26 protein-coding genes are annotated in these 24,916 nt (G+C 45.9%); 4 read left to right on the forward strand and 22 right to left on the reverse strand.

What is annotated here, in order from left to right:
* Positions 1-17: 17 nt before the first annotated feature.
* The 6 genes from B9Y67_RS08065 to B9Y67_RS08090 all read right to left on the reverse strand — a co-directional run bounded on the left by B9Y67_RS08065 (position 18) and on the right by B9Y67_RS08090 (position 5,971).
* Entirely contained in the window at positions 18-977 is a 960-nt protein-coding gene (locus tag B9Y67_RS08065; protein ID WP_176223938.1) for an N-acetylglucosamine kinase, read from the reverse strand.
* The gene (locus B9Y67_RS08070; RefSeq protein ID WP_085506222.1) at positions 964-1,788 is read right to left on the reverse strand and encodes a carbohydrate ABC transporter permease; all 825 of its coding nucleotides are present in this window, start codon (positions 1,786-1,788) and stop codon (positions 964-966) included. The genes B9Y67_RS08065 and B9Y67_RS08070 overlap by 14 nt, the downstream gene beginning before the upstream one ends.
* Before the next feature lie 12 nt (positions 1,789-1,800).
* Positions 1,801-2,688 (reverse strand): carbohydrate ABC transporter permease, encoded by an 888-nt coding sequence (locus B9Y67_RS08075; protein ID WP_441007557.1) that lies wholly within the window; start codon positions 2,686-2,688, stop codon positions 1,801-1,803.
* A 105-nt stretch (positions 2,689-2,793) separates the two neighbouring features.
* Positions 2,794-4,086: an ABC transporter substrate-binding protein gene (locus tag B9Y67_RS08080; protein ID WP_085506224.1), complete on the reverse strand. Its 1,293-nt coding sequence runs from the start codon at positions 4,084-4,086 to the stop codon at positions 2,794-2,796.
* Between the two features lie 26 nt (positions 4,087-4,112).
* Positions 4,113-5,129 (reverse strand): serine hydrolase domain-containing protein, encoded by a 1,017-nt coding sequence (locus tag B9Y67_RS08085; RefSeq protein ID WP_254901747.1) that lies wholly within the window; start codon positions 5,127-5,129, stop codon positions 4,113-4,115.
* Positions 5,126-5,971 carry a MurR/RpiR family transcriptional regulator gene (locus B9Y67_RS08090; protein WP_085506225.1) on the reverse strand — a complete coding sequence of 282 codons (846 nt, stop codon included), beginning with the start codon at positions 5,969-5,971 and terminating at the stop codon, positions 5,126-5,128. Before B9Y67_RS08090 ends, B9Y67_RS08085 begins: the two co-directional genes overlap by 4 nt.
* 255 nt (positions 5,972-6,226) lie before the next feature.
* On the opposite strand from B9Y67_RS08090, the gene B9Y67_RS08095 reads away from it, so the two are divergent.
* Positions 6,227-6,964: a CBS domain-containing protein gene (locus B9Y67_RS08095; protein WP_062442334.1), complete on the forward strand. Its 738-nt coding sequence runs from the start codon at positions 6,227-6,229 to the stop codon at positions 6,962-6,964.
* 26 nt (positions 6,965-6,990) lie between these two features.
* Positions 6,991-7,329 (forward strand): PilZ domain-containing protein, encoded by a 339-nt coding sequence (locus tag B9Y67_RS08100; RefSeq protein ID WP_085506226.1) that lies wholly within the window; start codon positions 6,991-6,993, stop codon positions 7,327-7,329.
* An 88-nt stretch (positions 7,330-7,417) separates the two neighbouring features.
* On the opposite strand, the gene B9Y67_RS08105 is transcribed toward B9Y67_RS08100, so the two are convergent.
* The 5 genes from B9Y67_RS08105 to B9Y67_RS08125 all read right to left on the reverse strand — a co-directional run bounded on the left by B9Y67_RS08105 (position 7,418) and on the right by B9Y67_RS08125 (position 14,373).
* Positions 7,418-10,483 (reverse strand): efflux RND transporter permease subunit, encoded by a 3,066-nt coding sequence (locus B9Y67_RS08105; RefSeq protein WP_085506227.1) that lies wholly within the window; start codon positions 10,481-10,483, stop codon positions 7,418-7,420.
* Position 10,484: 1 nt separating this feature from the next.
* Positions 10,485-11,828, reverse strand: a complete 1,344-nt coding sequence (locus B9Y67_RS08110) for an efflux RND transporter periplasmic adaptor subunit (RefSeq protein ID WP_085506228.1) — start codon at positions 11,826-11,828, stop codon at positions 10,485-10,487.
* A gap of 21 nt (positions 11,829-11,849) precedes the next feature.
* Positions 11,850-12,728, reverse strand: coding sequence for a TetR/AcrR family transcriptional regulator (locus B9Y67_RS08115; RefSeq protein WP_085506229.1), 879 nt, complete (start codon positions 12,726-12,728; stop codon positions 11,850-11,852).
* Between the two features lie 351 nt (positions 12,729-13,079).
* The gene (locus B9Y67_RS08120; RefSeq protein WP_085506230.1) at positions 13,080-13,700 is read right to left on the reverse strand and encodes a hypothetical protein; all 621 of its coding nucleotides are present in this window, start codon (positions 13,698-13,700) and stop codon (positions 13,080-13,082) included.
* 205 nt (positions 13,701-13,905) lie between these two features.
* Entirely contained in the window at positions 13,906-14,373 is a 468-nt protein-coding gene (locus tag B9Y67_RS08125) for a competence protein ComK (RefSeq protein WP_085506231.1), read from the reverse strand.
* A 208-nt stretch (positions 14,374-14,581) separates the two neighbouring features.
* Here B9Y67_RS08125 and B9Y67_RS08130 point away from each other — a divergent pair, with 208 nt between their 5' ends.
* A complete protein-coding gene (locus tag B9Y67_RS08130) occupies positions 14,582-14,770 on the forward strand; it encodes a YjfB family protein (RefSeq protein WP_085506232.1) in 189 nt (62 codons plus the stop codon).
* A 74-nt stretch (positions 14,771-14,844) separates the two neighbouring features.
* On the opposite strand, the gene B9Y67_RS08135 is transcribed toward B9Y67_RS08130, so the two are convergent.
* On the reverse strand, positions 14,845-15,117 hold the full coding sequence (locus tag B9Y67_RS08135) for a hypothetical protein (RefSeq protein WP_085506233.1): 273 nt from the start codon (positions 15,115-15,117) through the stop codon (positions 14,845-14,847).
* Positions 15,118-15,269: 152 nt separating this feature from the next.
* A complete protein-coding gene (gene fabZ, locus B9Y67_RS08140) occupies positions 15,270-15,692 on the reverse strand; it encodes a 3-hydroxyacyl-ACP dehydratase FabZ (RefSeq protein ID WP_062442357.1) in 423 nt (140 codons plus the stop codon).
* 166 nt (positions 15,693-15,858) lie between these two features.
* On the opposite strand from fabZ, the gene B9Y67_RS20435 reads away from it, so the two are divergent.
* Positions 15,859-16,005, forward strand: coding sequence for a lmo0937 family membrane protein (locus B9Y67_RS20435; RefSeq protein WP_139823758.1), 147 nt, complete (start codon positions 15,859-15,861; stop codon positions 16,003-16,005).
* Positions 16,006-16,034: 29 nt separating this feature from the next.
* Here the strand turns inward: B9Y67_RS20435 and B9Y67_RS08145 are convergent, their stop codons facing one another.
* The 9 genes from B9Y67_RS08145 to spoIID all read right to left on the reverse strand — a co-directional run bounded on the left by B9Y67_RS08145 (position 16,035) and on the right by spoIID (position 24,849).
* The gene (locus tag B9Y67_RS08145) at positions 16,035-17,093 is read right to left on the reverse strand and encodes a class I SAM-dependent methyltransferase (protein ID WP_085506234.1); all 1,059 of its coding nucleotides are present in this window, start codon (positions 17,091-17,093) and stop codon (positions 16,035-16,037) included.
* On the reverse strand, positions 17,086-18,426 hold the full coding sequence (locus tag B9Y67_RS08150; protein WP_085506235.1) for an FAD-dependent oxidoreductase: 1,341 nt from the start codon (positions 18,424-18,426) through the stop codon (positions 17,086-17,088). The genes B9Y67_RS08145 and B9Y67_RS08150 overlap by 8 nt, the downstream gene beginning before the upstream one ends.
* Before the next feature lie 175 nt (positions 18,427-18,601).
* Entirely contained in the window at positions 18,602-18,913 is a 312-nt protein-coding gene (locus B9Y67_RS08155) for a DNA-directed RNA polymerase subunit beta (protein ID WP_085506236.1), read from the reverse strand.
* Positions 18,914-18,933: 20 nt separating this feature from the next.
* On the reverse strand, positions 18,934-19,764 hold the full coding sequence (locus tag B9Y67_RS08160) for a flagellar hook-basal body protein (RefSeq protein ID WP_085506237.1): 831 nt from the start codon (positions 19,762-19,764) through the stop codon (positions 18,934-18,936).
* 12 nt (positions 19,765-19,776) lie between these two features.
* On the reverse strand, positions 19,777-20,595 hold the full coding sequence (locus tag B9Y67_RS08165; RefSeq protein ID WP_085506238.1) for a flagellar hook-basal body protein: 819 nt from the start codon (positions 20,593-20,595) through the stop codon (positions 19,777-19,779).
* 123 nt (positions 20,596-20,718) lie between these two features.
* A complete protein-coding gene (locus B9Y67_RS08170; RefSeq protein ID WP_062442373.1) occupies positions 20,719-21,723 on the reverse strand; it encodes a rod shape-determining protein in 1,005 nt (334 codons plus the stop codon).
* A gap of 167 nt (positions 21,724-21,890) precedes the next feature.
* Positions 21,891-22,178 carry a sporulation transcriptional regulator SpoIIID gene (gene spoIIID, locus B9Y67_RS08175; protein WP_062442375.1) on the reverse strand — a complete coding sequence of 96 codons (288 nt, stop codon included), beginning with the start codon at positions 22,176-22,178 and terminating at the stop codon, positions 21,891-21,893.
* 337 nt (positions 22,179-22,515) lie between these two features.
* Entirely contained in the window at positions 22,516-23,442 is a 927-nt protein-coding gene (locus tag B9Y67_RS08180) for a M23 family metallopeptidase (RefSeq protein ID WP_085506239.1), read from the reverse strand.
* Between the two features lie 375 nt (positions 23,443-23,817).
* Positions 23,818-24,849, reverse strand: a complete 1,032-nt coding sequence (gene spoIID / locus B9Y67_RS08185; RefSeq protein ID WP_085506240.1) for a stage II sporulation protein D — start codon at positions 24,847-24,849, stop codon at positions 23,818-23,820.
* Positions 24,850-24,916 lie beyond the last annotated feature (67 nt).

Consider the following 24,916-nt stretch of genomic DNA (forward strand, 5'->3'; position numbering starts at 1 on the left):
AATTTCTTAAATTTAGTTCACACTTTTCTGTAGGATTCTTTAATGGATAGTACCGTTGTATCGGTCACCGATATGCCAGCATCAAGCAGCGCGCAGCCGTATGCCCCAACGGCCGGCGGCATAGCGGCCGGTAAAAATTCCATGCCGTTTTGAAAACGCGCCCGGCTCCGCTCGATGAACCGTCCGGTGAAATAGTCGGATTGAAAAACCCCACCCGCCAGGACAATCGGTGATACCTTTTCCCTCTTTTCCATTTGTGCTGCGATTAATTGCAGCAATGCTGTCGCAGCGTTATGGACGATTTCATCTGATACCGGGTCGCCCTCACTAGCCGCTTTTATCACTTCATTGGCTAAGGAAGCAATCGCAAGTCTAGGATAGTCGTGTTCATAAATGAACGTAATCAGCTGTTCCGGCTCATCAAGGCCGAATCGCTCCAGGAACCTGCCAGTCAGCTTTGTTTGTTTCTTCCGTCCATCATAAGCCTGCATGACCGCCTGCAGTCCGTGACGTCCGATATCAAATCCGCTGCCTTCGTCTCCAAACAGATAGCCCCATCCTCCGGTACGGACTGGCTTTTCCCCTGGCTGGAAGGTATATAGAATCGAACCGGTGCCCGCAATCAGGACGGATCCTTCTTTTGTAAAAGTAGTGCCGGCCAGTGCGGCAATGGCGTCATTTTCGACGGAAACTTCAGGTTCCTCTCTTACAATTTCACGGATCCATTGTTCCCACCGCTGCTTATCTTCCGTACGATCGCCACCTGCTGCCGCAACAAAAATATGCTCAATTGGACCGGGAATATCCTGCAGCAGCTGGTGCACCGTTTCCCTGACTTTAATTTCACTTCTCGACTTCAAATTTGTGGACGCGCCTGTTTTCGACAAAGTTACCTTACCGGTCTCATCTCCCAAAACCAGCTCTGTTTTTGTGCCGCCGCCATCGATTCCGATGAAGTACCGCTTATTTGATGGCACCAGCCGTCAGTCCTTCCATGAATTGTTTCGATGCGATGAAGAATAGGATCATCATCGGCAAGGAAGATAGCGTCAGCCCGGCAAACAGCGCTCCCCAATCGGCTGAGTACTCACCGAACAAAGACAGCATCCCGACGGGTATCGTCTTTTTCATTTCGTTCGAGATGAAAATGAGCGGGAAGAAGAAATCATTCCACGCCTGGATGAAATTGATGATCATGACGGTTCCAAGTGCCGGACGCATTAATGGCAGCAGGACATTCCATAAGATGCGCAGGTCAGTAGCTCCATCAATCCGGGCCGCTTCTTCCAGCTCTACCGGCATCGTCCGGAAAAACCCGGTCAAAATCAAAATCGATAACGGAATGCCTGTAGCTGTGTAAATGAAGATCAACGACCATAACGAGTTCGTTAACCCGAGATCCTTCATCAAAATGAATAATGGTACAATGCCCAGTTTGATTGGGATCATCATTCCCATTAAGAAAAAGAAAAACAGTGCGTTATTCCACCAGAATGTGTACCTGGCGATATAGAAGGCCGCGAGCGACCCGCAAATCAAGATCAGAAGGACGGCTGTCACACTGACGACGACACTGTTATAGAAATAAGTCATGAACGGCACCTGTTCAATCAGGTTGCGGTATGGCTCCAGGCTGAAGCTTTTCGGAAGGGATAATGGATTCATGAAAATTTCATTGCTAGGCTTGAATGACGACATGATCATCAAGAACAGCGGATATAAGCTAATAGATGCGACTAAAAAGGCAATGACGTAATACAACGGTCTGGTCCAGATGTTTTCTTTCATGTTTCTCCCCTCCTACATTTCTACTTCTTTTTTGCGCATGAAATAAAGCAGGATTGCTGTGAATACTGAGATGAACAGGAACAATACGACTGCAAGCGCGGAACCTAACCCGATTGCTGAAGAACCGCCACCGGATGTACCACCGAATGCGAGACGATAGAAATAAATCGCCAGTGTATCGGTAGAATGATAAGGTTCTCCCTGTGATCCTTGCATCGCATAGACAAGTTCAAACGCTTCAAATGACTGGATGAATGTTAATACGGTAATGATCGTGATGGCCGGCATCATCAGTGGGATGATGATTTTGCTCATCATTTTCCAGCCTTTTGCCCCGTCCAATGTAGCTGCTTCTATCAATTCATGTGGAATTGACTGAATGCCTGCTAAGAAAATCAATACCGCAAAGCCTAAGCCGAACCAGGAGTTTACGAGAATGATAGCCATCAATGCCGTATCAGGATCCCCGAGCCATGCTTTTTGCAGGTTCTCCAAGCCAAACTTGCCTAAAATGACGTTAAGCGCACCGAAGTTCGGGTTCAGAATCAGTTTCCATAAGAAACCGACAACGATGATCGACAACAGCCGCGGCATGAAAAAGGCAATTTTGAAAAACTCTGCCCCTTTGATTTTTTTATAGATGATAAAGGCAAGCACGAATGCCAGCCCATTCTGTACAATCATCTGAACGACAAAATAAAGGATATTGTGCTGAAACGCATTCCAGAATAAATCTTTATAAGGCTGCAGGGAAAATAGCGCTTTAAAATTTTCTAACCCAACGAACGCTCCCCTAACGAGCCCATTCCAATCAAATAGACTGTATGTAAATGCAGCAAGTATGGGATAAACGATAAATAATCCATAAATGATTAAGGCGGGAATAGGGAAAAGATGGATAGCCCATCTTTTCCATTTCCTTTTTGTTTTCGTTTTAGCAGCTGGCTTGTTGACAGCTTTGACTTGGGTTTCAGCAGTATTCAACGTATTCACCGCCTTGAATAATTAGTTTTGAAAAGGTTCGTAGTAGCCTTCGGCGCTTTTCTGTACGGCTTCTGCTACGCCTTCTGGTGTCTGCTCTCCTAAATACATGCCTTGCAGTTCTGTTTCAAGTTCTGCTTTAGAGGATGGATTTCCTTTGGCAAAGTGGACCAGGATCAAGTATGGTGTCGAAATTTCATCGGCTGCCTGGGCAAGGTCACTGACCAATTGATTGTCAGACTCTACGCCAGGAACCGCACTGACCATACTGAATTCTTCTGTGAACATTTGACCGAACTCTTCGGTTGTCATCCACTCAAGGAATTTCTTCGCTTCTTCTTTATGTTCCGAATTAGCGTTGATGGCGTAAGAACCATCGACCCACGTGGTAATGGTTGGTTCTTTTCCAACTGCAGACGGCATCGGGAAGAAATCAAGTTCAAGGTCAGGGTTCATTTCTTTCAATACTTCGATTTCCCAGCTTCCAAGCGGGAACATCGCTGCCTGCTCGGTGAAGAACAACGTACGGATATCTTCCATACCGAGTCCTTCTGAATTATCCGGGAAGTAGTCTTTCAACTGCTCCATCGCTTCGATCGATGCTACATACTCGTCGCTGACAAAGTCCGTTTCACCGTTTTCAATTTGTTCCACGAATTCATTGGCTCCATAATGCGCTGGACCTACAATTCCATGCATCAGGGACATCAGCCAGCCTTCTTTTGTGCCCATGGCAAGCGGTGTGTAGCCCTCTGATTTAAACGTTTCATTAAGCTCGATGAATTCTTCATATGTTTGAGGTTCTTCCAATCCCAGTTCATCGAAAATTTTCTTATTATAGAACATTTGTGTTGTACTCATATTTAATGGAACGCCATATTGCGTGCCATCGGATCCTTGTGCTGCCATCAGGGATGAATCAGGGAACGTATCCAATCCTTCAAGGTCCTCGATTGGCTCCAGGTACCCTGCGTCAGCAAGCTCAGCACCTGCTGCGTACGGACGAAGCTGCATGATATCCGGGCCTTCCCCACTTTGCAGCGCCGTGTTCAAGATCGTATTGTACTCTGTGTTCTTTGACGGCTTGAACTCCAGTTGGATATCCGGGTGCTTCTCATTGAATGCTTCAAAAAGTTTCTCATACTTAGCGGTATCTTCCGTTCTCCAACTGCCCACTTCCAATGTGACCGTATCGCCATTTTCCTCGTTGTTTTCTGTTTCGCCCTCAACAGAACCATCTGTGTCAGACGAACAGCCAGTTAAGATCAAAATAAACGCTAATAATCCAATCATCCAAGCTTTCGTGATTTTCGCCATGCTTGTTCCCTCCTGTAATAAATGATTTATTTTGTAAAACATTGATGCACAAGACTGTGTAACTGTTTACGGATTTCCTTTAAGTTGTGGTTCCTTCCGTAATGGACGACATTTGTAAGAAAAACAGTGACGATTTCATCATGCGGATTGATCCACATGCTCGTGCCCGTAAATCCGGTATGACCAAAAGATCCCGCCGGCCACTCGTTCCCGCATGATGGCGGCGTTCCTTTACCATTCCACACTTCCCAGCCAAGACCGCGGCCGGGTTCCTGTTCTTTGCTGGCATTTTTCAAAAGAGACGGTGCAATGACTTGCTGTTGATCCGGATACAGCCAATTCAATCCGTAGGCTTCCACATCTTCCGCTGTCGTGAACAGGCCTGCGTTGCCGCTGACTCCGCCCATTTGAAACGCTTTTTCATCATGGACCTCTCCTTGAAGGTATTGGCCGTTATCCCATTCCGTTGCTGCCGCTTCTGCTTGCTGCGCTTCCGTCAATCGATATGTAGTGTTCGGCATGCCCCATGGCTCGAAAAGGTGTTCAGCTGTGAACTCATCGAGCGGCTGCCCGCTGATTCGTTCGATCACCTTGCCAAGCAAAATCATGCCAAGGTCCGTGTATTTGACGGTTGTTCCCGGTTTCGTCGTAAGCTTTGATGTCAGTACTTCATGGAAAACATGGCGCTTTTGCCAGCGGTTTTTATAGGTAAGATCCGCTGATAGGCCTGCTGTGTGGGTCAATAGATGATAGATGGTGATAGGCTTGAAGTGGAATTCTGGGATGTAGTGGTTCACTGGTGCTTCTGGTTTCAATTCCTGGCGGTCTATTAAAAATAGGGCTGCCGGGAGCGTCGCCATCACTTTTGTAAGTGAGGCTGCATCGAATCTCGTAGAGCGTGTGATGGGCTGTGGTGTGCCGTCCCGGGCCTGGTAGCCGCCGAACGCTTCGAAATATCGGCGCTCGCCTTTGACATTAACGATGACGACCCCTCCGGGAATTTCCCGATCAGCTGTAAGCTGGTTCAGATAGGCTGTGATCACTTAATCATTTTCACCACCTTCCGTGTCTTTTCAAGGGCTGCGATATTGGCCTCCTGGTTGTTACGTGTGATGCCTAAAAACAAGATATCAATCACATTCAACTGGGCAATCCGTGAACTGGTGGCACCACTCCTTATGTTTTTTTCCAGTGAAGTCGTGTGTAAAGCTATGTCAGCCAGTGAAGACACTGGATTCTCCCCCATTTTTGTAAGTGTAATGATCGTTGCTCCGTTATCTTTGGCTACTTTCAAAGATTCATAGATGTCCCGGGTCTGACCGCTGTAGGAGACCCCAAAAGCGATATCCTTATTGGTAAGGTTCGCTGATATCGTCAGCTGGGCGTCGATATCGAGGCCCACCTCACACCAGTTATCAATCCGGGTCAGCTTCTGCTTGAAATCCTGCGCGATGAATCCCGATGCCCCGATACCGTAAACAGCAATCTTGCGAGCATTGGTCATCAGCTGGATAGCAGCTTCTACATCTTTCGTGTCGAGAATATTGAGCGTATTTTCCAGCGACTGGATGTTGTTATAGGAAACATTGTTGATAAGTGACTCAATGGAATCGTCATCCGGAATGTCCTGATATTTCTCCGGGGTCGTTTCAAAAACAGCCATTTCCCTTGCGATTGTAAGTTTCAAATCCTGAAAACCCTTACATTTCAGCTTTTTCGAGTACCGGATGATGGTCGCCTCGCTGACTGCAGTATTCTCTGCAAGCTTTTGAATCGATGAGTTCACTACTTCATCCGGATGCTTTAGAATGTATTCGGCTACTTTTTTCTCGGATGGTTTACAGCTGTCGAGGGATTCCTGGATGAAAATCAGTTGATTGGTCATAAGCGTTGCTCCAATGTCGAAATATTTTTACTTATTGTTATCTTACAAAATAATGTTACTTTATACAATACATTTCATGAAACTTTATTACATTTTACGAATTGGCAGATAAGTTTATGCTTTTTCTTTAACTATTCCTCTCCAGCAAATATTTGACTATCTTTCACCTCGTGCGCCGGCCTGATGTTTTTTTATGCGTGAATCCGTTATAATAAGAAGAAACATCAATCTTTACATACAAAGCAGGTGACTACGATGAACGGCTCACAAGAAGAATTGGAGCTTGCCGAGCGTTTTGAGATTGCATTCAATCAGATCCACCAGCAATTGAAGGCAATCAACGGCTTTCCGAAAAACGACAATTTCATGGAACTCGTCCAGCGTTCGAAACAGAAGCACAGTGTCATCCGGCATTACTTCGACAATTTGAAACAATATGCGAAGCTTCGTAATGCGCTTGTTCATGAGAAAATCCGTGATGATTACTACATCGCCTACCCGCACCGGGAAGTCGTCGAGGAAATTGAGAAAATTAAACAAACGCTTGATCAACCGCCGAAAGCGATTGAAGTTGCGACACGCCCCGTGCTTTTTTTTAAAACGGACTCTCATCTGACAAAAATTGTCGAGGCATTCAACCGCTTCAAAGTCTCCCAGTTCCCTATTTATGGGGATAATCAGCGGTTTTTAGGTCTCTTGACAAATGACGGGGTCGTGCGCTGGCTGTCACAGAATATGCAAAAAGGCTGCATTGAGCTCGAAGATGTTCGCGCTGCTGATATCTTGAAATTGGAAAAGAATCACAACGTGCGTTTTTTGAGTGAGAATAATTCGATATTCGACCTGGAATCATCCTTTGAACGCAGCTTCGAGCAGAAGCAGAAGCTGAAAGCGGTCATCATTACAGCGGATGGTTCCCAGCATAACAAGCCGCTTGGCATCGTCACGACTTGGGACCTGATAAAAATCGATCGTTATGGGGATGAGAGTTAACATTTTTAAAGGGAGAGGGAGCAGCTATGTATTACCGAAGAAATGAAGCCTTCCGTTATGCTTTTGATCCAAGCTTGCCTGGGAATTTCATTGCCCATACCACCCCGCCAATAAAAGGAGAACTCCATATATTAGACCTCAGTGTAAAGGGCATGAAGGTTGAAGTCCCGGTTCATGATTATCAAATTGGCGACCGTATGATTATCCAATTCAACCTGGTAAATCAGCAATTGGATGTCGATGGCCAAATCGTCTGGGTAAAAAATTTCGGCAGAAAAGTCCAGGCCGGCATTAAACTACATACTAGTGAAGACATGCAAAAACAATTAGTCTCTCAATTAAAGTTATATGTAAAACAGAAGTAAGAAAGGTTACTGCAGATACTATAAAGCCCCCCTGTTTGAAAAGTACATCAAACAGGGGGGCTTTATTTAGAAATGATTCAACCCGATATTATTTATTTTTCCCGAACCAGCCTGTAACTTTGTTCGATAAGTCATCAAAATAAGTGTAGACAACTGGAATCAGCAACAGCGTGAAAAAGCTGGAGATCGTCAGGCCGAAGATAATCGTCACGGCAAGCGGCTGTTGGGCTTCCGCTCCCTGACCGAGTCCCAGGGCAAGGGGCACCATTCCGAGCACAGTCGTCAGTGTGGTCATCAGGATTGGCCGCATCCGGCTTGGCCCTGCTTCCAAAATAGCTTCGTAGCGGTCGACGCCTTTTCGCCGGATGATGTTGATGTAATCGACGAGTACGATAGCGTTGTTGACGACAATCCCGGCGAGCATGATAATCCCGACAAATGCCGGCAGACTCAATGGCAGGCCGGTAATGAACAAACCGCTCATTACTCCGACGATAATCGAAGGCAAGGAGAACATGATAATGAACGGGAACAGGAAGTTCTCAAACTGAACAGCCATGACGGCGTACACGAGGAAAATCGAGAATATGAGCGCCAGTGCCAAATCGCCAAAGGCCTCTTGCATATCCTGAGCCTGTCCGCCGATTTCATAACTGTATTCATCCGGGAAGTTCAAGCGTTCCAGCTCTTCGCGGATGTCATTGGTTACACTTCCGAGATCCCGTCCGACGATTTCACTCTCGACGTTGACCTGGCGCTGCTGATTTTCACGCAGCAAGGTAACCGGGCCTTGCACCTGCTTCAATTCTGCTACGCTGGCAAGAGGAATCAATCCCCCGGTTGGTGTCTGCAGGCTCATACCTTCAAGGTCAGCAATCGTCTGCCGCTCTTCTTCTGGCAATATCATACGGACATTGATTTCATCGCTGCCATCCCGGTAGCGTGTGGCTATCTGTCCGTTGAACCCGAGCTCGACCTGACTAAGAACCTGCTGGTAGCTCAAACCGTACTGTGCTGCTTTATCCCGATCGACTTCCACTTGCATTTCCGGCCGGCCCTCATCGGTTGAAGATTCCGGGTTGTGAACACCATCGACATCTTCAATCATATAAATGACCTGGTCAGCGAGTTCAGTCAGAACATCATAGTCCGGACCATTCAACTGAATCTGAATCGGTGCGCCGCTACCGAACCCTGCCCCGATTTCATTGACAGCAATCTCTGCTCCTGGGATGTCGGATACATCGGCATCAATCGCCTGCATGATTTCGCTGGTCGTACGTTCGCGATTGGCAGGATCCACAAGCTGAATCGTATATGTCGCTTCATTGGAAGAGGAAGAGAAACTCTCAAATCCACCGCCACCGACCGTAATGTAATTTGTCTCGATGATATCTTCATAAGCAGTCAGTTTTTCATTTACTTTTTCTGTCACACTCTCCGTAGTTGCAAGTGATGTTCCTGCAGGTGTCGTCACGCTGATTTCTACTTGTCCCTGATCGGAAGGTGGGATAAATTCCGTACCAATCATCGGAACGAGGAAACCGCTGGCTGTTATCGTCAGTACCGTAACAAGGACGGTTGTTTTTCGCCATTTCAACACACGGCGGAGCATGGACTGATACCCATTGTTCACTTTATCGAGGAACCGGTCAAACCAGTACCTGCGACCGGAAGTCTGCAATGGTTTCGTCAATAATTTCGAAGACAGCATCGGAATCAACGTAACAGAAACGATCAAGGCCGCAATTAAAGCGAACGAGATGGTCAGCGCTAGCGGCGTGAACAGTTCCGATGCGATTCCTTCTACGAAAATGATCGGTAAAAATACAACGATAGTCGTGGTCGCTGAAGCGATGACGGCTGGCGCCAGTTCAGACGCCCCTTCTTTGGCTGCTTCAATCATCGAGTAACCGCGCTGGCGGTAGCTGACGATGTTTTCCAGGATGACGATGGAACTGTCGACCATCATCCCGATGCCAAGTGCAAGACCACCCATGGTCAGTACGTTCAATGTCTCTCCGGTAAAATACATCAACGTAAATGTTGAAATAATGGCGATCGGAATCGAGATGCCAATGACGATTGTTGCCCGAATGCTTTTTAAAAACAACAGCAGGACGAGAACCGAGAAGATTCCTCCAATGATGATGTTCATCATGACAGAATCAATCGATTGGGTAATGAATTCCGAGGTATCGAGCACAACGCCCATGTTGACACTTTCCGGCAGGCGTTCTTCTATGTCCTCCATCGCCGCGGTGACATTATTGGCTGTCTCGACGGTATTACCATCCGATTTTTTCAAAATGGATAGTACTACCGATGATTTCCCGTTAACCTTAGAAATCGTTGAAGCCTCTTCATACGTATCCTCAACGTCAGCGATCTGATCGAGGCGGATCTGCGCTCCATTCTCTGTCTGCAGCACGGTATCCTCTATTTCTTCAACCGATTCAAATTCGCCATCAATCCGGATTTGCAGGTCTTTGTCGCCTTTTTCCACGGCTCCCGCAGATGCGGACTTATTGGCGGCATTCAAGGACTGGACAATGGTTTCCGAGGTCAGTCCATATTCGTTCATCTGTCCACGGTCGATTAAGACACGGACTTCACGGGCATTCCCACCTTCGATACTGACGGACCCTACCCCTTCCTGGCGCTCCAGAAAAGGAACGATACGATCTTCCGCAATCTGCTGAAGCTCTTCCGGACTATCACCGGTGAGGCCGACCCACATGACCGGAATCTGCTGAGGATCAAAACGGAGAACATTCGGCTCGCCCGCTCCTTCCGGCAGCATCCCTTTCACCTGGTCCACTTTTTCCCTTACATCGAGCAAAGCATTGTCGAGATTCACACCCGTATTGAATTGCATAAAAACAATCGAGGCGCCTGTCTGGGATTGCGACTGGACAGTTTCTATCCCTTCGATGGAACTGACCGATGATTCGATCGGTTCACTGATCAATTTTTCTGACTCCTGTGGTGCGGCGCCGTCATAACTGGTAGATACGACGGCAATCGGCAGGTCGATTTCCGGGTAAAGGTCGATGGCCAGATTACGCAGCGACATGAAGCCGAGCGCCAGAATGGCCAATACGATCATGATTACCCCAACCGGGCGTTTGACTGATGTATTGACGAGTTTCAAATCAAGCATCCTCCTTTATGATGCTGACTTTCGCTCCGTCAGACAACGTCAATTGACCCGTAGTGACTATTTCAGCACCTGCTTGCAGGCCACCTTCAACCGCAGTGAGATCGGATTGCGCTTCCACTATCGTCACTTCCACTTTTTCTGCTACTTCGTCAACGATTTCATAGAGATAAGCTTCGCCGCCTTCTTCCACGACTGCTTCTGTCGGTACTAAAAACGTGTCTGATACGACGGTTTCCGGAAGCAGGAAGGTGGCCATTGTCCCCGGCTTGATCGCTTCCCCTTCATTGGCGATCGTGGCTTCGACCGGATATAAGCCTGTGTCATTCGGTACGGAAGCCACATAATCGACTGTCGCAGTCACTGGCTCTTCGACACCATTGATATCTACGTCTATTTCCTGTTCTTTTTCGAATAAATTAAGCTGATCCGATGTCACTGTCGCTTCGACGGTCATTGGATTTAACGCAACAATTGCTCCAATTGGCTGCTGGTTGGATACCATGTCGCCAACTTTTGCATCAAGAGAAGTGATTTCTCCGGAAGATGGTGCCGATATGGTATTGTTGGAATTCTGCTCACGCGCCTGATTCAGCTGGACCTGGGCCTGTTCGACTTGAAGCTGCGCCTGTTCCACGCCTACTTCTGCCTGCGCAAGCTGTTCCTCCGCCTGATCAACCTGTGCTTCCGCTTGTTCTACTTCTGCAGAAGATGGGGCAGTCTGATTCTTCGCCTGCTCGTACTGAGCGTATGCCTGATCCGCCCGGTTCTTTGCTTGTTCATATAACACTTCCGGGATGGTGCCCTCGTCTGCCAGCTTCTTTGTCTGATCAGCGAGCTCTTTCGCCTGCTCATATTGCTGGTAGGCTGCCTGTTCCTGACCCTTGGACTGCTCAGCCCGTGCCTGTTGGGCCTCTTTCGCGGCATCGACTTGTTTCTTAGCATTCTCGACCCCAAGTGCTGCCTGACGTCTTGAAATCCTGGCATTTTCCAGCTGCTTGCTCGCCTGCTGGACGGCATTTTCCTGCAGCTCTACTTGACTTTGTGTATCCTGAGCGTCTACTTGCCCGATGGCATCTCCTTTTTCTACTCTGTCCCCTTTTTCTACGTTCAAAGCGACAAGTTCCCCTGGTGTCCGCGGAATGATTTGTGAAGTATCAGCTGGTGCCGTCCGTCCGACGATTTTCCGCTCAATGCTCAAATCCCCTTTTTCTACGACTGCCGTTTCTACCGGGGTGACGCGCTCTACTTCTTCTTCCGGTTCTTCATTATTGGAACAGCCACTGATCAATCCGATCGAAAGCAACGCCACGATGGCCGGCTGGATAATTTTTTTCATACCATGACTCCTCTCGTCTTCCTATATCAATTCAATATTCAAATCTCTGGCAATTTGGCGGCATTCCTTGTCAAATGCAGCTATCCCTTTAAAATGGGATAGCATGCCTTGGAACAAAATCGGCTGTGGCTGCTCTTTTTTTATTTCATTCAACAGTACATCCACTACTCCATGCAGGTCTTCCCTTTTCTGCTTTGCCATTTTCAGCGAGTCAATTTTGCCTCTCATCGCAGTCAGCTGCTCTTTCACCCGGCTGTGAGGGTCCTGCTGATGAAATGAAGGAAAATGTCGCTTGACATTATCCAAGGTGATCAACGGTTTTTCCTCTTTTTTCAGGATGCCCTCGACTGCATCGACAATTCGCTCCTGAATAAATGAAGCAAGCCGCTGCGGTTCGACATCGAGTTCATCAATAACGAGCCATTTGGCATACCCATCGAGAATCCCTTCCATAAGGATGGAGCTATCGACTATGTATGGTTCGACCGCTTCTCCGAATAGTTCTTTCAGATTTTCACTTGTCCAACGGAAGCTTTCTGCTTTCATCTCTAGGAGAAAGTCATCGACTTGCGGACTGAGCGACACATTATCACGCAGATGCATGATGATAAACTCTTTGTTCTCCATTAAACTGGTGATAAACACTTCGAGTTGACGGGTCATTTTCTCCTTGGGTGGCAAATCGGTCTGACGCACTTCTTCTACTTTTTGCATCAATTGCTGGTAATAAAATTTATAGATAGCCAAAGTCAGATCTTCTTTCGAGTCAAAATGAAGATAAAAGGCTCCTTTAGAGACGTCACTTTGGCTGGCAATTTCCTGAATGGAGGTTGCGTGGTAGCCTTTCTGGGCAAATAGCTTCATTCCAGCTTCAATTAACTGGCGTTTCCGTTCATGCATCTATATCCCTGCTTCCTTTTCTTTCTGACCAGTCAGTCACAACAAGGTTAATCGTACTAAATTACCAGACAAATTTCAATCACTATCGACTTGTTTTTTAAGCATTTGCTTTTTACAAAAAAAGAGACGAAAAGTCGAAGACTTGATTTTGAGATATCTAGGGTCCTTTACCATAAAAGTGTCAGGGGCGGCTGGAAGCTCACCGTACGCCCATGGAAAGCGAGTAATTTCCCGGGCCTCCAAACGCTCTCGAATATAACGGAAACTATCTGCAAATCTGAAAGAAACCATGCAGTAAGACGCAGAAAAGCCAGGTGACTGTGAGGTCACCTGGCTTTTTTGGGGTTCTTGTCAGGAAATTTGTCTTCCCATTTCTGACACCATTAAATCCAATTTCTTCACTTTTGAAAGACCGCTCTTTGGGAAACGGCGATCAAAATTATCGAACATTACCTTAAGGCTTTCCTCCTCCAGTAATATACTGTAGGTATCAAAGGTATGTCGGTACTGATCAATATACCGCTTCATCTTTTTATAAAAGCTATTCAAATGATAAGTTGAAGAAAAATCAAATGCCTTTGCTACATCACTGTCATACGTCGGGAAATTACCATTAAGTGTATGTAGCATAGCGGTAGCAAGCGGGAATTGCATCGTTGGGTTCCCTTTATGGTTTTTCACTTCATAAAGATCAGTTACGACCCGGACGATATTCGGCCTGCTTTCATTGCGTTGATTTTCCATGATTTCAAAAAAACGTTCCTGAAATTCCTGCGTCAGGCTCGGGTTGTCCAATTTATAAAAATAACGGAAAGCAAACTGGAAGACGAGATCCTTTGTTACATCCGTCTCTTTAAATCGGTCATGCAGGAAGCGATAAACTTCAATTTTTTCAGGATCGATTTGGTTGATTATGTTTTCCTGATCATCAAGCAGGAGATCTTTGATGTCATCTGCCGTTCTATATTTCATCCGAATCACCTCTCCTATTGATTTTCCCTTTGCCAAGAATAAGAAAACTATCAATTTTTCCCATTGGAACATGGCATTCAAACGCTCTCTTATTCTAAAGATGATGGCGTTTTCACGATAAATTATGTATGTTCATCTTACCATAAAAATAGGGAAGGAAAAACGAAAGGGTATTCATTAAGGCAGAAGAAGCTTCCTGCCTGTTTCAGGCGTGATGCAGCCGATTGACAAGCCGGGCGGCAAGTATGAATTGCCGGTTAAAGGAAGCTTTGGAGGTATCAATCGTATACGTCGTATTATCAGAAAAAAGTATTTCCATTTTGCCAGGGGCTGATTCTCTCTGGTCCTTGACATGATGGTAGTTAAACCATACTTGTTCGCCGGTAATATTATCACGAAGTGGAAACATGACAATTCCCGAAGGAGAACTTACTTCAATCGGCAACTTTTTATCGGTATGCAGGAAAGCACGGGCAAAATCCCTTCTTCCATTAAAGGAGGACCCATATAAAATACAGCTGTTATTAAGGATGTTCTGGACGCTCATCTTTGCACAAACCACGTGACTATCTTCCAGTATCAGCGCAGCCAGCTTACCTTCCTGCAGATTCGGTTTTACCATCATTGTCTTTTTATTGATCAAGTATTCTAACGCTCTTTCAGCACATTCCACATCTCCACCCCATCATCTCTCTATTCTATTACCTACGACCATATTACTATAATACCTATTTTCAAGTCGCATCGCTTATTGACAAAATTGTGAACAATACCCAATTCACCCATTTGTTGGTCACCCCAGAGGTGACCAGGAAATTCCATATTCATTAATCCAATATCAGGTCGATATTAGAAATAGTTCAGGAGAAAGGAGTGAAGCTATGGATGTTGCGACCGTCTCTGTCCTGATGAGCCAGCATTATGTGAAGCAGAATGCCAGTCTTGCCGTGATGGATAAATCGATGGATCAGGCCAGACAGCAAGGTGCCCAGATCGTCGAGATGCTTGAGACTGCCAAGCCGGAAGTTCAGCACCCGACACTCGGAGGCCGCCTTGATTTACAAGGTTAAGTGGTGGGAAAAACAAAGAAGACGCCGGCTGATCCTGTGCAGGTTACAGCGGCGTCTTCCTTTTTGTTTGGAAATTATTCGTTATTTTCATCGTCTTCCATAGTATCTTCGTTCGTCATGTCTTCCTCAGGGGCTTCTTCATCTGTATCTGCATCCCCATTTTCCTCATCTTTGTTTTCTTCCCCATCCATATTTTCGTCCATTTCGCCATCTTCTTCACCCATGTCAGCTTCTTCATTTTGCTCTGTGCCGTTTTCACCAGCGTCATCATCTTCAGTAGCACATGCACCTAAAAGGAAAATCGCCAGCGTAGCGGCACCAAACTTCATCCACCATTTATTAAGCATATTTTATTCCTCCTAATTATTTAGTTCACGCCTATCTTTCCCATATCGGAAAAAATAAACCATATTCAGGAGGAAATTTTTCAAATGGGCAGACGAAGAGTCGAACAACCTGCTTTACGAGCGAAAATCTGAATTTATGAGTGGTTTTTCATTTATTTCAACGCAAACATGATTTCCGCTTCACATGCCAGCTCGCCGTCGACCGTTGCTTTCGCTTTCCCTTTGCCCATCGGTCCCTTGGCGCGGACAATCTCGACCTCCAGCTTCAGGCGATCGCCAGGCTGCACCTGACGTTTAAAACGGCATTTATCGATACCCGTGAAAAAAGCAAGTTTACCCTGGTTATCTTCTTTTTTCAGCATAGCGACAGCCCCAACCTGTGCCAGCGCTTCAACGATCAATACCCCAGGCATAACCGGATATTCCGGGAAGTGACCTTCAAAAAACGGCTCATTCACGGTGACATTTTTGTAGCCAGTCGCTTTTTCTCCTTCTACGACTTCTTCAATCTGATCAATTAACAAAAATGGATAGCGGTGCGGGATGATCTCTTTGATTTCGTTTATATTCATCATATGTAAAATCTCCTTTCATTTATCAACTATGCTCATTATATACATGTTGGAGCATTTCGACAAAATTTCTTATGTAACTCCTTGCGAGGTTATAGGGTTAAAAAAATAGGGAATAATCAAAGTGAACTATATTTTTCCTGCCAATACATTTTAAGGAGGCCAAAACATGCTGTGGACCATTCTTATTGTCCTGTTGGTCTTATGGTTATTCGGTTTGATCGGCGGAATTGCCGGGAACCTGATTCACCTGCTGCTGGTCATTGCATTAATCGTTTTTATCGTGAGACTTGCACAGGGTCGAGGAAGACCTTAGCTAAAAAAACCCTCCTGAAGAGGGTTTTTTTAGTTAGAAGATACGGATTGGACAGGAGATTCTCTCTCCTCTTCCTGGTTTGCGTCTGTCTTCTCGTCAGCTTTCGGACTGAGCCAGAACGTAAACCACGAACCTTCTTTAATAATCGGATCCAAATCGAAAATATCAAAGTCTCCTTTTGCGAAAATCGTATCTAAGTCCGATTGTTTCGGCAGGGCATAGAGGTTAGAGTGCGCAACAAAGAAACTATTGAACGCGGAAGAAAACGCTTTGCCATGCTCGGTGCCGCTGAGTGGGGTGATAACGGAAACGACGCCATCCCCCTTCAGGTTTTCATTAATTTTCTCAAGCAGCAGGCTGCGATCCTCCGGATGGATATAATGAAAAATATTATGCAGCAGAATCATATCGACTTTACCTTCTTCAGGCTCCCATTCTTCAAAGTCACCTACTTCAAATCTGATATTCGGATAATCTTTCGATTGCAGCCTGGCACTCTCGATCACTTTTTCATTGATATCGACACCAATCATGTTTATGTCAGGAAAATGGTCGGCCAGCTTCCTTAAATATCCGCCATGACCACAGCCGAGATCGACGATCGTTTCAATTTTTTGCTCACGTACTTTCCGTTTGATTTTCCGGATGGCAAAATGCTCCAGTAATGCTGATGTCTCCGCAACGATGCCGCCAAACTCTTCATGGTCGAAGGAAGACCGTTCCTGCGAACGCATAATGTTCGGATAAGCAAGCAACGTCGGCAGGTGCAGTTCCATCATCTCCTTCAACAGTGCCGCTACCCCAGGGGATCCATAATCTGACATTAAGGCGCTGCACCGTTTTTTGGAGGTGCGGAATTTACTGTCCTTTTCTTTCAAGTGTTTTAATTCAACTCCGACCTGAACCCAGGATTCCAGCAAATCTTCGGGATAGCCGGTGCGAAATGCTACTTCTTCAATCGAAGCGGGTTCCTTGAATTCATCGAATAACCCAAGCTCCGAGCCGACATAGGCATGCCAACTGTATAAAAACGATTCATTTTTCTTCATCCATTTACGTGCCTGCATAGCTATCGTCCATTCATTCATCTATTTCTACCCCTTCCAGTTCGTTGCGTTTCCATGGATAATCATCTGTTTCATCAAAAATATAGCGTTGCTGCTGGTGATCTGTAATGCTTTTTTTGCGGACTGGCAGCATACTGCCTTGTATAGCCCGATCAACGAGGGAAAAATCCCAGATTCCAAGACCTGATGTATTGAGCATTTGTTTCACATGAAGCTGATCATCTTCGTACATCCGCTGCACGGCCTGCATCCTCAGCTTTCGCCACCAGGCATATGGATACGAATAGACAAGCGCTGATAGATGGCTCAGCTTCAATAAGAACGACACTCTCGGACGCCGTACCTGCTCATAGTAGGAAAGATAGCTATGATATGGCTTGCTCTTGTGCTTACACCAGCTGAGCAGTTCTCCGAGCACGTCGGCATCCTGAATAGCAAGGTTCATCCCTTCCCCCGCCATTGGATGGACTGTATGCGCGGCATCTCCCAAGAGCGCCATGTTCCCCCGGACGTAACGATCGACGTGATAGGTGTACGGCACCATCAGCTGGATCTGTTTCCAATCCTTAATGGCACGAACATACTCTTTCAGCCGCGGCTCCAAATCGCCATAGACTTCATAAACGTGTTCCAGTCCCTTTTCCTTAATGGCTTTATATTCACCAGCTTTGATTAAGAGCACTGTTCGGATTTCATGATCGGGCAAAGGGAACATCCCAAGGAAAGACTCCTTCGTCGTGACGATTTTCCCTTCCAAAAAAGATTCCGGCCGTGGAATGGTGACCGTTAAAAAATGATGGTTGTAATCCTTCCGTTTTATGGACACATCCATCGCCTGGCGTGTCGGGGAGCTTCTCCCCTCCGCACCGATATAGACATTCGCTGTTATGGCATAGGTTTCTTTTGCCTGCTTGATTTTGGCATGACCGTTTTCAAAACCGAGAAAACGTGCTCCAGGTATAAAATGAAAGTATTCCCCATACTGACTTGCTTTGTTGCGTAAAATCTCTTTGATTTTTTCATGGGGGATCATTACCGAATAATTGTACGTACTGGCAATCCGGTTATAGGTGAGCTCTGTGCTGCCAATTTCCTCAGGGGGTCTGCCGGGATTTATATCGGCTTCCTGGAAGGCGAGCGTTTCGATTTTATGTCCGTATTGCAACACTTCCGGCAAAAGATCCATTTGATCCAATATCGCTATCGTTTTAGGCTGGAGAAGTTCTCCTTTGTATAAGGGAGACTCATCTTTCAATTGTTCAGCGACCGTCACATGCACACCGCTGCTTGCCAATTTGACTGCAAGGGCAAGTCCTCCGACTCCTCCGCCAGCTACGAAAATTTCCGTTTGCAAAATCCAACCCCCTTTTTTCTGACTGCTTCTACTCTATTTCCACAAAAAGCAGCCAGGGAAACGCTTTACCATACGAAACACCCCGGGCCCTCCAGAATTTGGAGGACCCGGGGTGCAGCAGGCGGGCATGAAAAAAGCCCCGCATCATCATGCTGGGGCCGGGCTGGTTTCTATATCAATCTGTTTTTGTGGCGATATTCCAAATGTGCTCCCACGTCTCTAACTTCAGTACATCCAGTGGATCGCCGTCTCCAAGTACACCATAACCTACGATCAACCCGACAATCAATGCGAGTACACATAAAATCGTGATGACAATCAGACGCAGCCAAATCGGGAAAATCCTGCGACGTGGCGGCTTCTCCTCTTTTTTACGTGACGTTCGATTCTTTTCATCGGCACTTTTTGCAGCTGGTTTTGTTTCAGCTTCATTTTTATATTTTTTTCTTGTTGTCGGCTGTTTTTGACCGGTAGGGTTTGTTGACATGGTTGGGTAACTCCTTACAGTTAAGATCTCAGTTGATTGACCAAGCCACTCATCTGATCGCTCAAAGAAATAGATTGGCCATTGAATTGATAGGCTCGTTGTACCATCAGCATATTCGTCATTTGCTTTTGCATATCGACATTAGAGGATTCGAGTGCCCCAGTCTGTATATGTACGTCATCAGCAGCAACCGCCTGGATAATTTCATTTGCTTCCAGATTCAGTTCATCCTCTGCAGGCAGGCGGAAGGTATTGTTCTCACTGGCCTCCAGTATCCGTGGTCGTACCGCTTCTACAATACCGAGTCGCCCTTCGACAGATTGACCTTCTTCTCTGTCTACTATAATCGTACCATTTTCAGCTATTGTCAATCCATTAAAACCATCTTCCAGTACAATACGGCCGTTTTCACCAAGCACAGGCGCCCCATTGGAATCCGTCAGCATCAACTGATTGCCCCCAATCGGGTTCAAGTAAAAGTTTCCTGCTCGTGTATAACGGACCTCTGTCCCCTCATCTGTCGGCACTTCTACCTGGAACATATGGTTATCCGTAAGTAAGGCAGCATCAAGACTTCGTTCCGTTGTCTGCAGCGTTCCTTTGGTCAAATCCACTGTCACAGCACCCAGTTTGGCGCCGGAACCACTGCGGATGCCCTCAGGTGTCATTCGAGGGACAGAGGTGTTTTTCTCATCGAGGTTGTTGATCTGCTGCATCAATAAAGATGAAAATTCTGCATTACGTGTTTTATATCCCGGCGTATTGCTGTTTGCCAGATTATTACCGATTACGTCCAGTTTTTGCTGCAGCTGTCCCATCGTCACCGCAGCCTGGATCATTGACCTCGACATACCTGTCCCTCCTTACGTCAATCTGCCAATCTCATTGACAGCTTTGTCCATACTTTGATCATAAGCTTTCAACACCCGCTGATTCATTTCAAAATTACGGTAGGTATTCATCATTTCCGTCATCGTTTTGCCGGCATCCACATTGGAACGCTCCAAATGGTTTTGCTGTACAGAAAAATTCACACCTGGCGTCTGTCTTGCATTTTCCGCTTCGCCTTCTTCCAGGCGGAACGAGGTATCCCCTTCTTTAACAAGGCTGTTAGCATCATTAATATAGGCGATGCCAAGCGGAGTATCATTACCAGCCACATTGATCGTGCCATCTGAGGCTACATCAAAATCCATCCCGCCGACATCAATCCGGCTTCCTTCCTCATCGAGAACATAATTCCCTGTCTGTGTTACCAGGTATCCTTGTCCATCCACGGTGAAATTTCCATTTCGAGTATAACGCGCTTCTCCGTCCTCATGTTGAACGGTAAAATATAACGATCCCTCTTCATCAGGAAGGTCGCCGTTAACCAGTGCCAGATCTGTCCCGATTCCTGTCTCCCGGATATCTCCCTGGGCAAAATCAGGCACCGTTTCCTGCAAGTAAGTGCCGGTATTAAGTCCACCAAGTTCCTGGTTGAACGGGACGTGCAATCCCCTGCCGGTCGGCAAGCTTTTCGCTTCCATCCGCTGCATCAATAATTCCGGAAATGCACGCATAACACCCTGGTCCGATTTAAACCCTGGGGTATTGGCATTCGCCATGTTATTCGATAATGCTTCCTGGCGGCGCTGCTGTGCAATCATGCCAGAAGCAGCCGTATAGAATCCTCTCAGCAAGGGAATCGCTCCTTCCTATTAGAAAAACTTGGCTTATCGCCAAGGCTTTATGGCGAAAGCCTTAGTCTTTTCTTATACTTTAACCCTTTAACAAAGTTAAACTTTCTTAAAGTATAAAAACCGTTACCTTCTGATTTTATTTTTTGCGATCTTATCGATGTTTTCCAGCATAATTCCAGTACCCTTCGCGACGCAGTTCATCGGCTCTTCTGCGACAAGGACGGGTACCTTCAATTCTTCTGCCAGTAATTTATCGATGCCATGAATCAACGCACCACCACCCGTAATAATGATGCCACGGTCGATAATGTCTGCTGACAATTCCGGCGGTGTGCGCTCGAGAACCGATTTAGCCGCCTGTACAATGACCATCACCGATTCATGAAGTGCTTTTTCAATTTCGGAAGAACGAACCGTGATCGTACGTGGAAGTCCGGAAACCATGTCACGTCCGCGAATATCGATTTCTTCATCACGTCCATCAGGGAAAACAGTAGCGACACTGATTTTAATTTCCTCAGCCGTACGTTCACCGATCAATAGCTTGTACTCTTTTTTAATATAACTTAGGATTTCCTGGTCGAATTTATCACCAGCCATTTTGATAGAAGAAGCCGTAACGATATCCCCCATGGAAAGGACAGCAACATCTGTCGTTCCACCACCGATATCAACGACCATGTTACCGCTCGGCTGGAAAATTTCCATCCCTGCACCGATGGCTGCCACTTTTGGCTCTTCTTCCAGGTAAACTTTTTTCGCTCCGGATTTCTCTGCCGCTTCCCGGATCGCTTTTTGTTCGACCTTCGTTATATTAGTTGGACAGCATATCAACATGCGAGGCTTTGATAGAAAGCCACGCACATTGATTTTATCTATAAAATGTTTCAACATCGCTTCGGTAACGTCAAAATCAGCGATCACACCATCTTTAAGTGGGCGGATCGCCTCTATATTACCAGGAGTACGGCCAACCATCCGGCGGGCGTCCTCCCCTACTTCCAGGACTTTTCCTGTAGTCCGGTCCATAGCGACTACAGAAGGCTCATCCAGGACGATTCCTTTTCCACGCACATGGATCAGCACATTCGCGGTACCAAGATCAATTCCGATATCTCTAGCTAGCATGTTTAGTAGATCCTCCCTGTTCAACACAAGACTTTTCTCGCATCCGTTCGAAAACATAATGCATCTAATGTTATATTCTATCATAAAAGTACGACCATCGTCGCACCTCTACTGAAAAAACTTTCCAAAATTCGAGGAAATTATACAAAAGGGAGGATCTTTTCTGTTTATTGTGAGGGCTGTACAGGCTGATTGTTTTCTGGCTGTATTTTCATCTGGTACTTACGCTTCGTGGCTTCCCCACCACGGAGATGGCGGATCTCCTTATGGTAGTCGAGGATCTTTTTTACTTGCGCGGCCATTTCAGGATTCAACTCTGGGAGCCGTTCAGTCAAATCCTTATGGACGGTACTCTTCGAAACGCCGAATTCCTTCGCGATCACTCGCACTGTTTTTTTCGTTTCCACAATGTATTCCCCTATCTTGATGGTCCTCTCTTTGATGTAATCATGCACATCACTCGCCTCCTATGGTTGACTATCCAAGGTGTGTATTGAGACAAGGTGATTCACTTGGGGTATGTTATCGATGAAAAAGAGCATTTAACCGAAACTGTGTCATTTCTATGTGCGTAACGTTCACCTCGGATGCTACCGAATGCTCGGTTAATTACATCTTATTAGTGGGCTGGCAGGAATATGTATGAAAAACAAGGCGACAAGTCCTGAAATTAAGCGAAAACCGTCTTTTTGAGGGTATGAGGGGAAGGACAAGTTCATGACAAAAAAATTTATGCATAATATCCCAATAGGTGTACAAAATAAAAAAGCCGCGCAGGACGCGCGACTTTAATCAGGTTTGTGTCATGGAAATAGAGGATTCGGCATCTTCATTCATACCAGGCTCTTCTTCGACGCCTGTTTCTTCGTCACCTTCACCTGGTGCTTCTTCTTCCGCTCCAGGTTCCAATTCTCCGATTTCCTCGTCACTTACATCTTGATTTTCTTCTTCATTCGTGGCATCTTCACCTTCAGCTGATCCTTCTTCATTAGCTGCATCACTGTCTTTTGTTTTTTCAGTGTTCTGTTTTTCCAGTTCACTGAAAGGCTTTCCGAAGAATGATTCTGGATTCAAAGCTTCACCATCTTTGCGGACTTCAAAGTGTACATGAACTCCACTTGCCTGTCCAAAGATGTTTCTGCCTGAAGTACCAAGGACATCCCCTTGCTTGACTTCCGCACCAGCTTCTGTTTGTACTTCATCAAGGCTTGCATAAACAGTTGTCACTTCCTGGCCATGATCGATTTGGACGACATTCCCGTAAAGCGGATCTTCTTTCACTTCTGTAACGGTACCACTTAACGCTGCTGTGACATCGAATTTCTCATCGTTTTTCGTGATATCGACACCTGTACTCTGGTAATACTTATTGTCATATAATACAAGTGCGTTTTCCTGGTCTTCCTCAGAAGCGTCGTAATCATAAAACTTCGTTACAATTGTAGAATTCTCCTGCTCTGCTACTGGCATCGTCAACTCTTCACTTTGTTCCATGACTGGGACAGCATCTTCATCTCCGAATGGATCTTCTGTGATCACTTCATCATTCACATTCGGATCATCCGCAAAATCAACTTCTTCTCCACGCTGCTGATACCAAAGGACTCCTGCTAAAACTAGAGCTGCAACCGAAAGATAGATTGCCGGGTACACCCACTTCTTACCTAACAAGCGTCGGAACTTAAGTTTTGTGACGCTCTTTTTTTCTTCATCTCTCATTTGTTCATCACCTCAGCAACCATTCTGAGCAAAAAATGAGAGACTTATACATCCAATCAAAAAAAATTATCATAAACTGGAAGAAAATTCAGTTAAATAAATGTAAACCAGTACCTGTGAACCGTAGTTAGTTTAAGGTGGCCGGGAAATAACTCGCTTTCCGTGGGAAAGACGGCAAGCCTCCTCGGGCTTTAGCCCTGCGGGGTCTTGCCAGCCTTCTTCTCCCAGAGGAGTCTCGTCATTTCCCGGCCACCTTCTTCATAATTGCAATGGGAGTTACTAAATTAGGTATGGTACATTTATTCATTTACGTAAAAGCTAAAGATCTAAGGCATGAAAAAAGCCTGCAGAATGTTTCTACAAGCTTTACTCATATTATTCATTCGGGTTTATCATGGCCTGGAGGGTGTTGAGCTGGTCCATTTCGGTGATTTCTGCTCCCTGGTAGTAATGCTGGACGATTTCTTTGTAGTCACTTCCCTGCTCTGCCATTCCGTTTGCTCCATATTGGCTCATGCCGACGCCATGACCGTAGCCTTTGGTGGTAAAAATCAAATGTCCATCTTTTTGTTCAATGGAAAAGTCACTGGATTTAAGCCCGAGTTTTTCGCGGATTTCTCTCCCTGAAAACTCTTCACCGCCTACTTCAATACTGCTGACACGGTTGCCTTCTGTTTTATTGATACGGGAGGCGGTTACATCAGCAGGAAATGTAATTCCGAGCTTAGCTTCCACCTCTTGTACAGAGAGAACTTTCTGATCAAGAAACTTAGGGGATTGTTTATCCCATGGACTTTCGACGCTTTTCAAATAGGGAAAAGGGTTTTTCCAATAATCTTCCGAGTTTTCGGTATACCCATTGCTCGTTGAGAAAAAAGCAGCAAAAATCGGTTTTTCTTCATAGGTTATAATTTCACCTGCAGTTTCCCGAACTGCCTGATTGATTTTGTTCATCTTGGTGTCATAGTCAGCTTTCCATTGGTTCCGTAACTCCGATTCATTTTTGTACACTTGATGTTCCACGGTATCGGTGACATCGGCCTGCTCGGAAATTCCTTCTCCGTTGGAGTAATGCTGTACGATATACGTTCTTGCCGCCAATGCCTGTGCTTTTAAGGCTTCAGGTTCAAAATCTGCCGGCATTTCCGATGCGACCACCCGGGCGACATATTGTTCCAGCGGTACTTCTTCCACCTTGTTCGTGTTGGTGCGCAGGACATCGATGTTAAAAGGGGAAAGGTCTTCCGGAAGTTCTACCAGTTCCGGCAGCTCTTCCTGCTTTTCTTCGGCGATGCGCTGTTCCTTGTCTGAGTCAATAAATGGTAAGACGATCAGTGTGGGAATAATGAGTATCATCAGTAATAAAAAAGAAAATGTGATCAAACCTGGCCGTTTCCAATTTTTCATCCCATGCCCTCCTGCTAGAACGTTAATAGATGTCTCTAGTAAATATTTATACAGAAAAAGGATATGG

It is taken from the genome of Thalassobacillus devorans, from assembly GCF_900176565.1.
Classification (GTDB): Bacteria; Bacillota; Bacilli; order Bacillales; family Halobacillaceae; genus Thalassobacillus; species Thalassobacillus devorans_A.

Excerpts from the sequence above, each read along its gene's own strand:
- B9Y67_RS08095 (WP_062442334.1), top strand. The coding sequence starts at position 6,227 with ATGAACGGCTCACAAGAAGAATTGGAGCTTGCCGAGCGTTTTGAGATT.
- B9Y67_RS08130 (WP_085506232.1), top strand. The coding sequence starts at position 14,582 with ATGGATGTTGCGACCGTCTCTGTCCTGATGAGCCAGCATTATGTGAAG.
- B9Y67_RS08155 (WP_085506236.1), bottom strand. The coding sequence starts at position 18,913 with ATGTCAACAAACCCTACCGGTCAAAAACAGCCGACAACAAGAAAAAAA.
- fabZ (WP_062442357.1), bottom strand. The coding sequence starts at position 15,692 with ATGATGAATATAAACGAAATCAAAGAGATCATCCCGCACCGCTATCCA.
- B9Y67_RS08160 (WP_085506237.1), bottom strand. The coding sequence starts at position 19,764 with ATGTCGAGGTCAATGATCCAGGCTGCGGTGACGATGGGACAGCTGCAG.
- B9Y67_RS08110 (WP_085506228.1), bottom strand. The coding sequence starts at position 11,828 with ATGAAAAAAATTATCCAGCCGGCCATCGTGGCGTTGCTTTCGATCGGA.
- B9Y67_RS08170 (WP_062442373.1), bottom strand. The coding sequence starts at position 21,723 with ATGCTAGCTAGAGATATCGGAATTGATCTTGGTACCGCGAATGTGCTG.
- B9Y67_RS08115 (WP_085506229.1), bottom strand. The coding sequence starts at position 12,728 with ATGCATGAACGGAAACGCCAGTTAATTGAAGCTGGAATGAAGCTATTT.
- B9Y67_RS08135 (WP_085506233.1), bottom strand. The coding sequence starts at position 15,117 with ATGCTTAATAAATGGTGGATGAAGTTTGGTGCCGCTACGCTGGCGATT.
- B9Y67_RS20435 (WP_139823758.1), top strand. The coding sequence starts at position 15,859 with ATGCTGTGGACCATTCTTATTGTCCTGTTGGTCTTATGGTTATTCGGT.
- B9Y67_RS08080 (WP_085506224.1), bottom strand. The coding sequence starts at position 4,086 with ATGGCGAAAATCACGAAAGCTTGGATGATTGGATTATTAGCGTTTATT.
- B9Y67_RS08100 (WP_085506226.1), top strand. The coding sequence starts at position 6,991 with ATGTATTACCGAAGAAATGAAGCCTTCCGTTATGCTTTTGATCCAAGC.
- B9Y67_RS08180 (WP_085506239.1), bottom strand. The coding sequence starts at position 23,442 with ATGAGAGATGAAGAAAAAAAGAGCGTCACAAAACTTAAGTTCCGACGC.
- B9Y67_RS08070 (WP_085506222.1), bottom strand. The coding sequence starts at position 1,788 with ATGAAAGAAAACATCTGGACCAGACCGTTGTATTACGTCATTGCCTTT.
- B9Y67_RS08090 (WP_085506225.1), bottom strand. The coding sequence starts at position 5,971 with ATGACCAATCAACTGATTTTCATCCAGGAATCCCTCGACAGCTGTAAA.
- spoIID (WP_085506240.1), bottom strand. The coding sequence starts at position 24,849 with ATGAAAAATTGGAAACGGCCAGGTTTGATCACATTTTCTTTTTTATTA.
- B9Y67_RS08120 (WP_085506230.1), bottom strand. The coding sequence starts at position 13,700 with ATGAAATATAGAACGGCAGATGACATCAAAGATCTCCTGCTTGATGAT.
- B9Y67_RS08145 (WP_085506234.1), bottom strand. The coding sequence starts at position 17,093 with ATGAATGAATGGACGATAGCTATGCAGGCACGTAAATGGATGAAGAAA.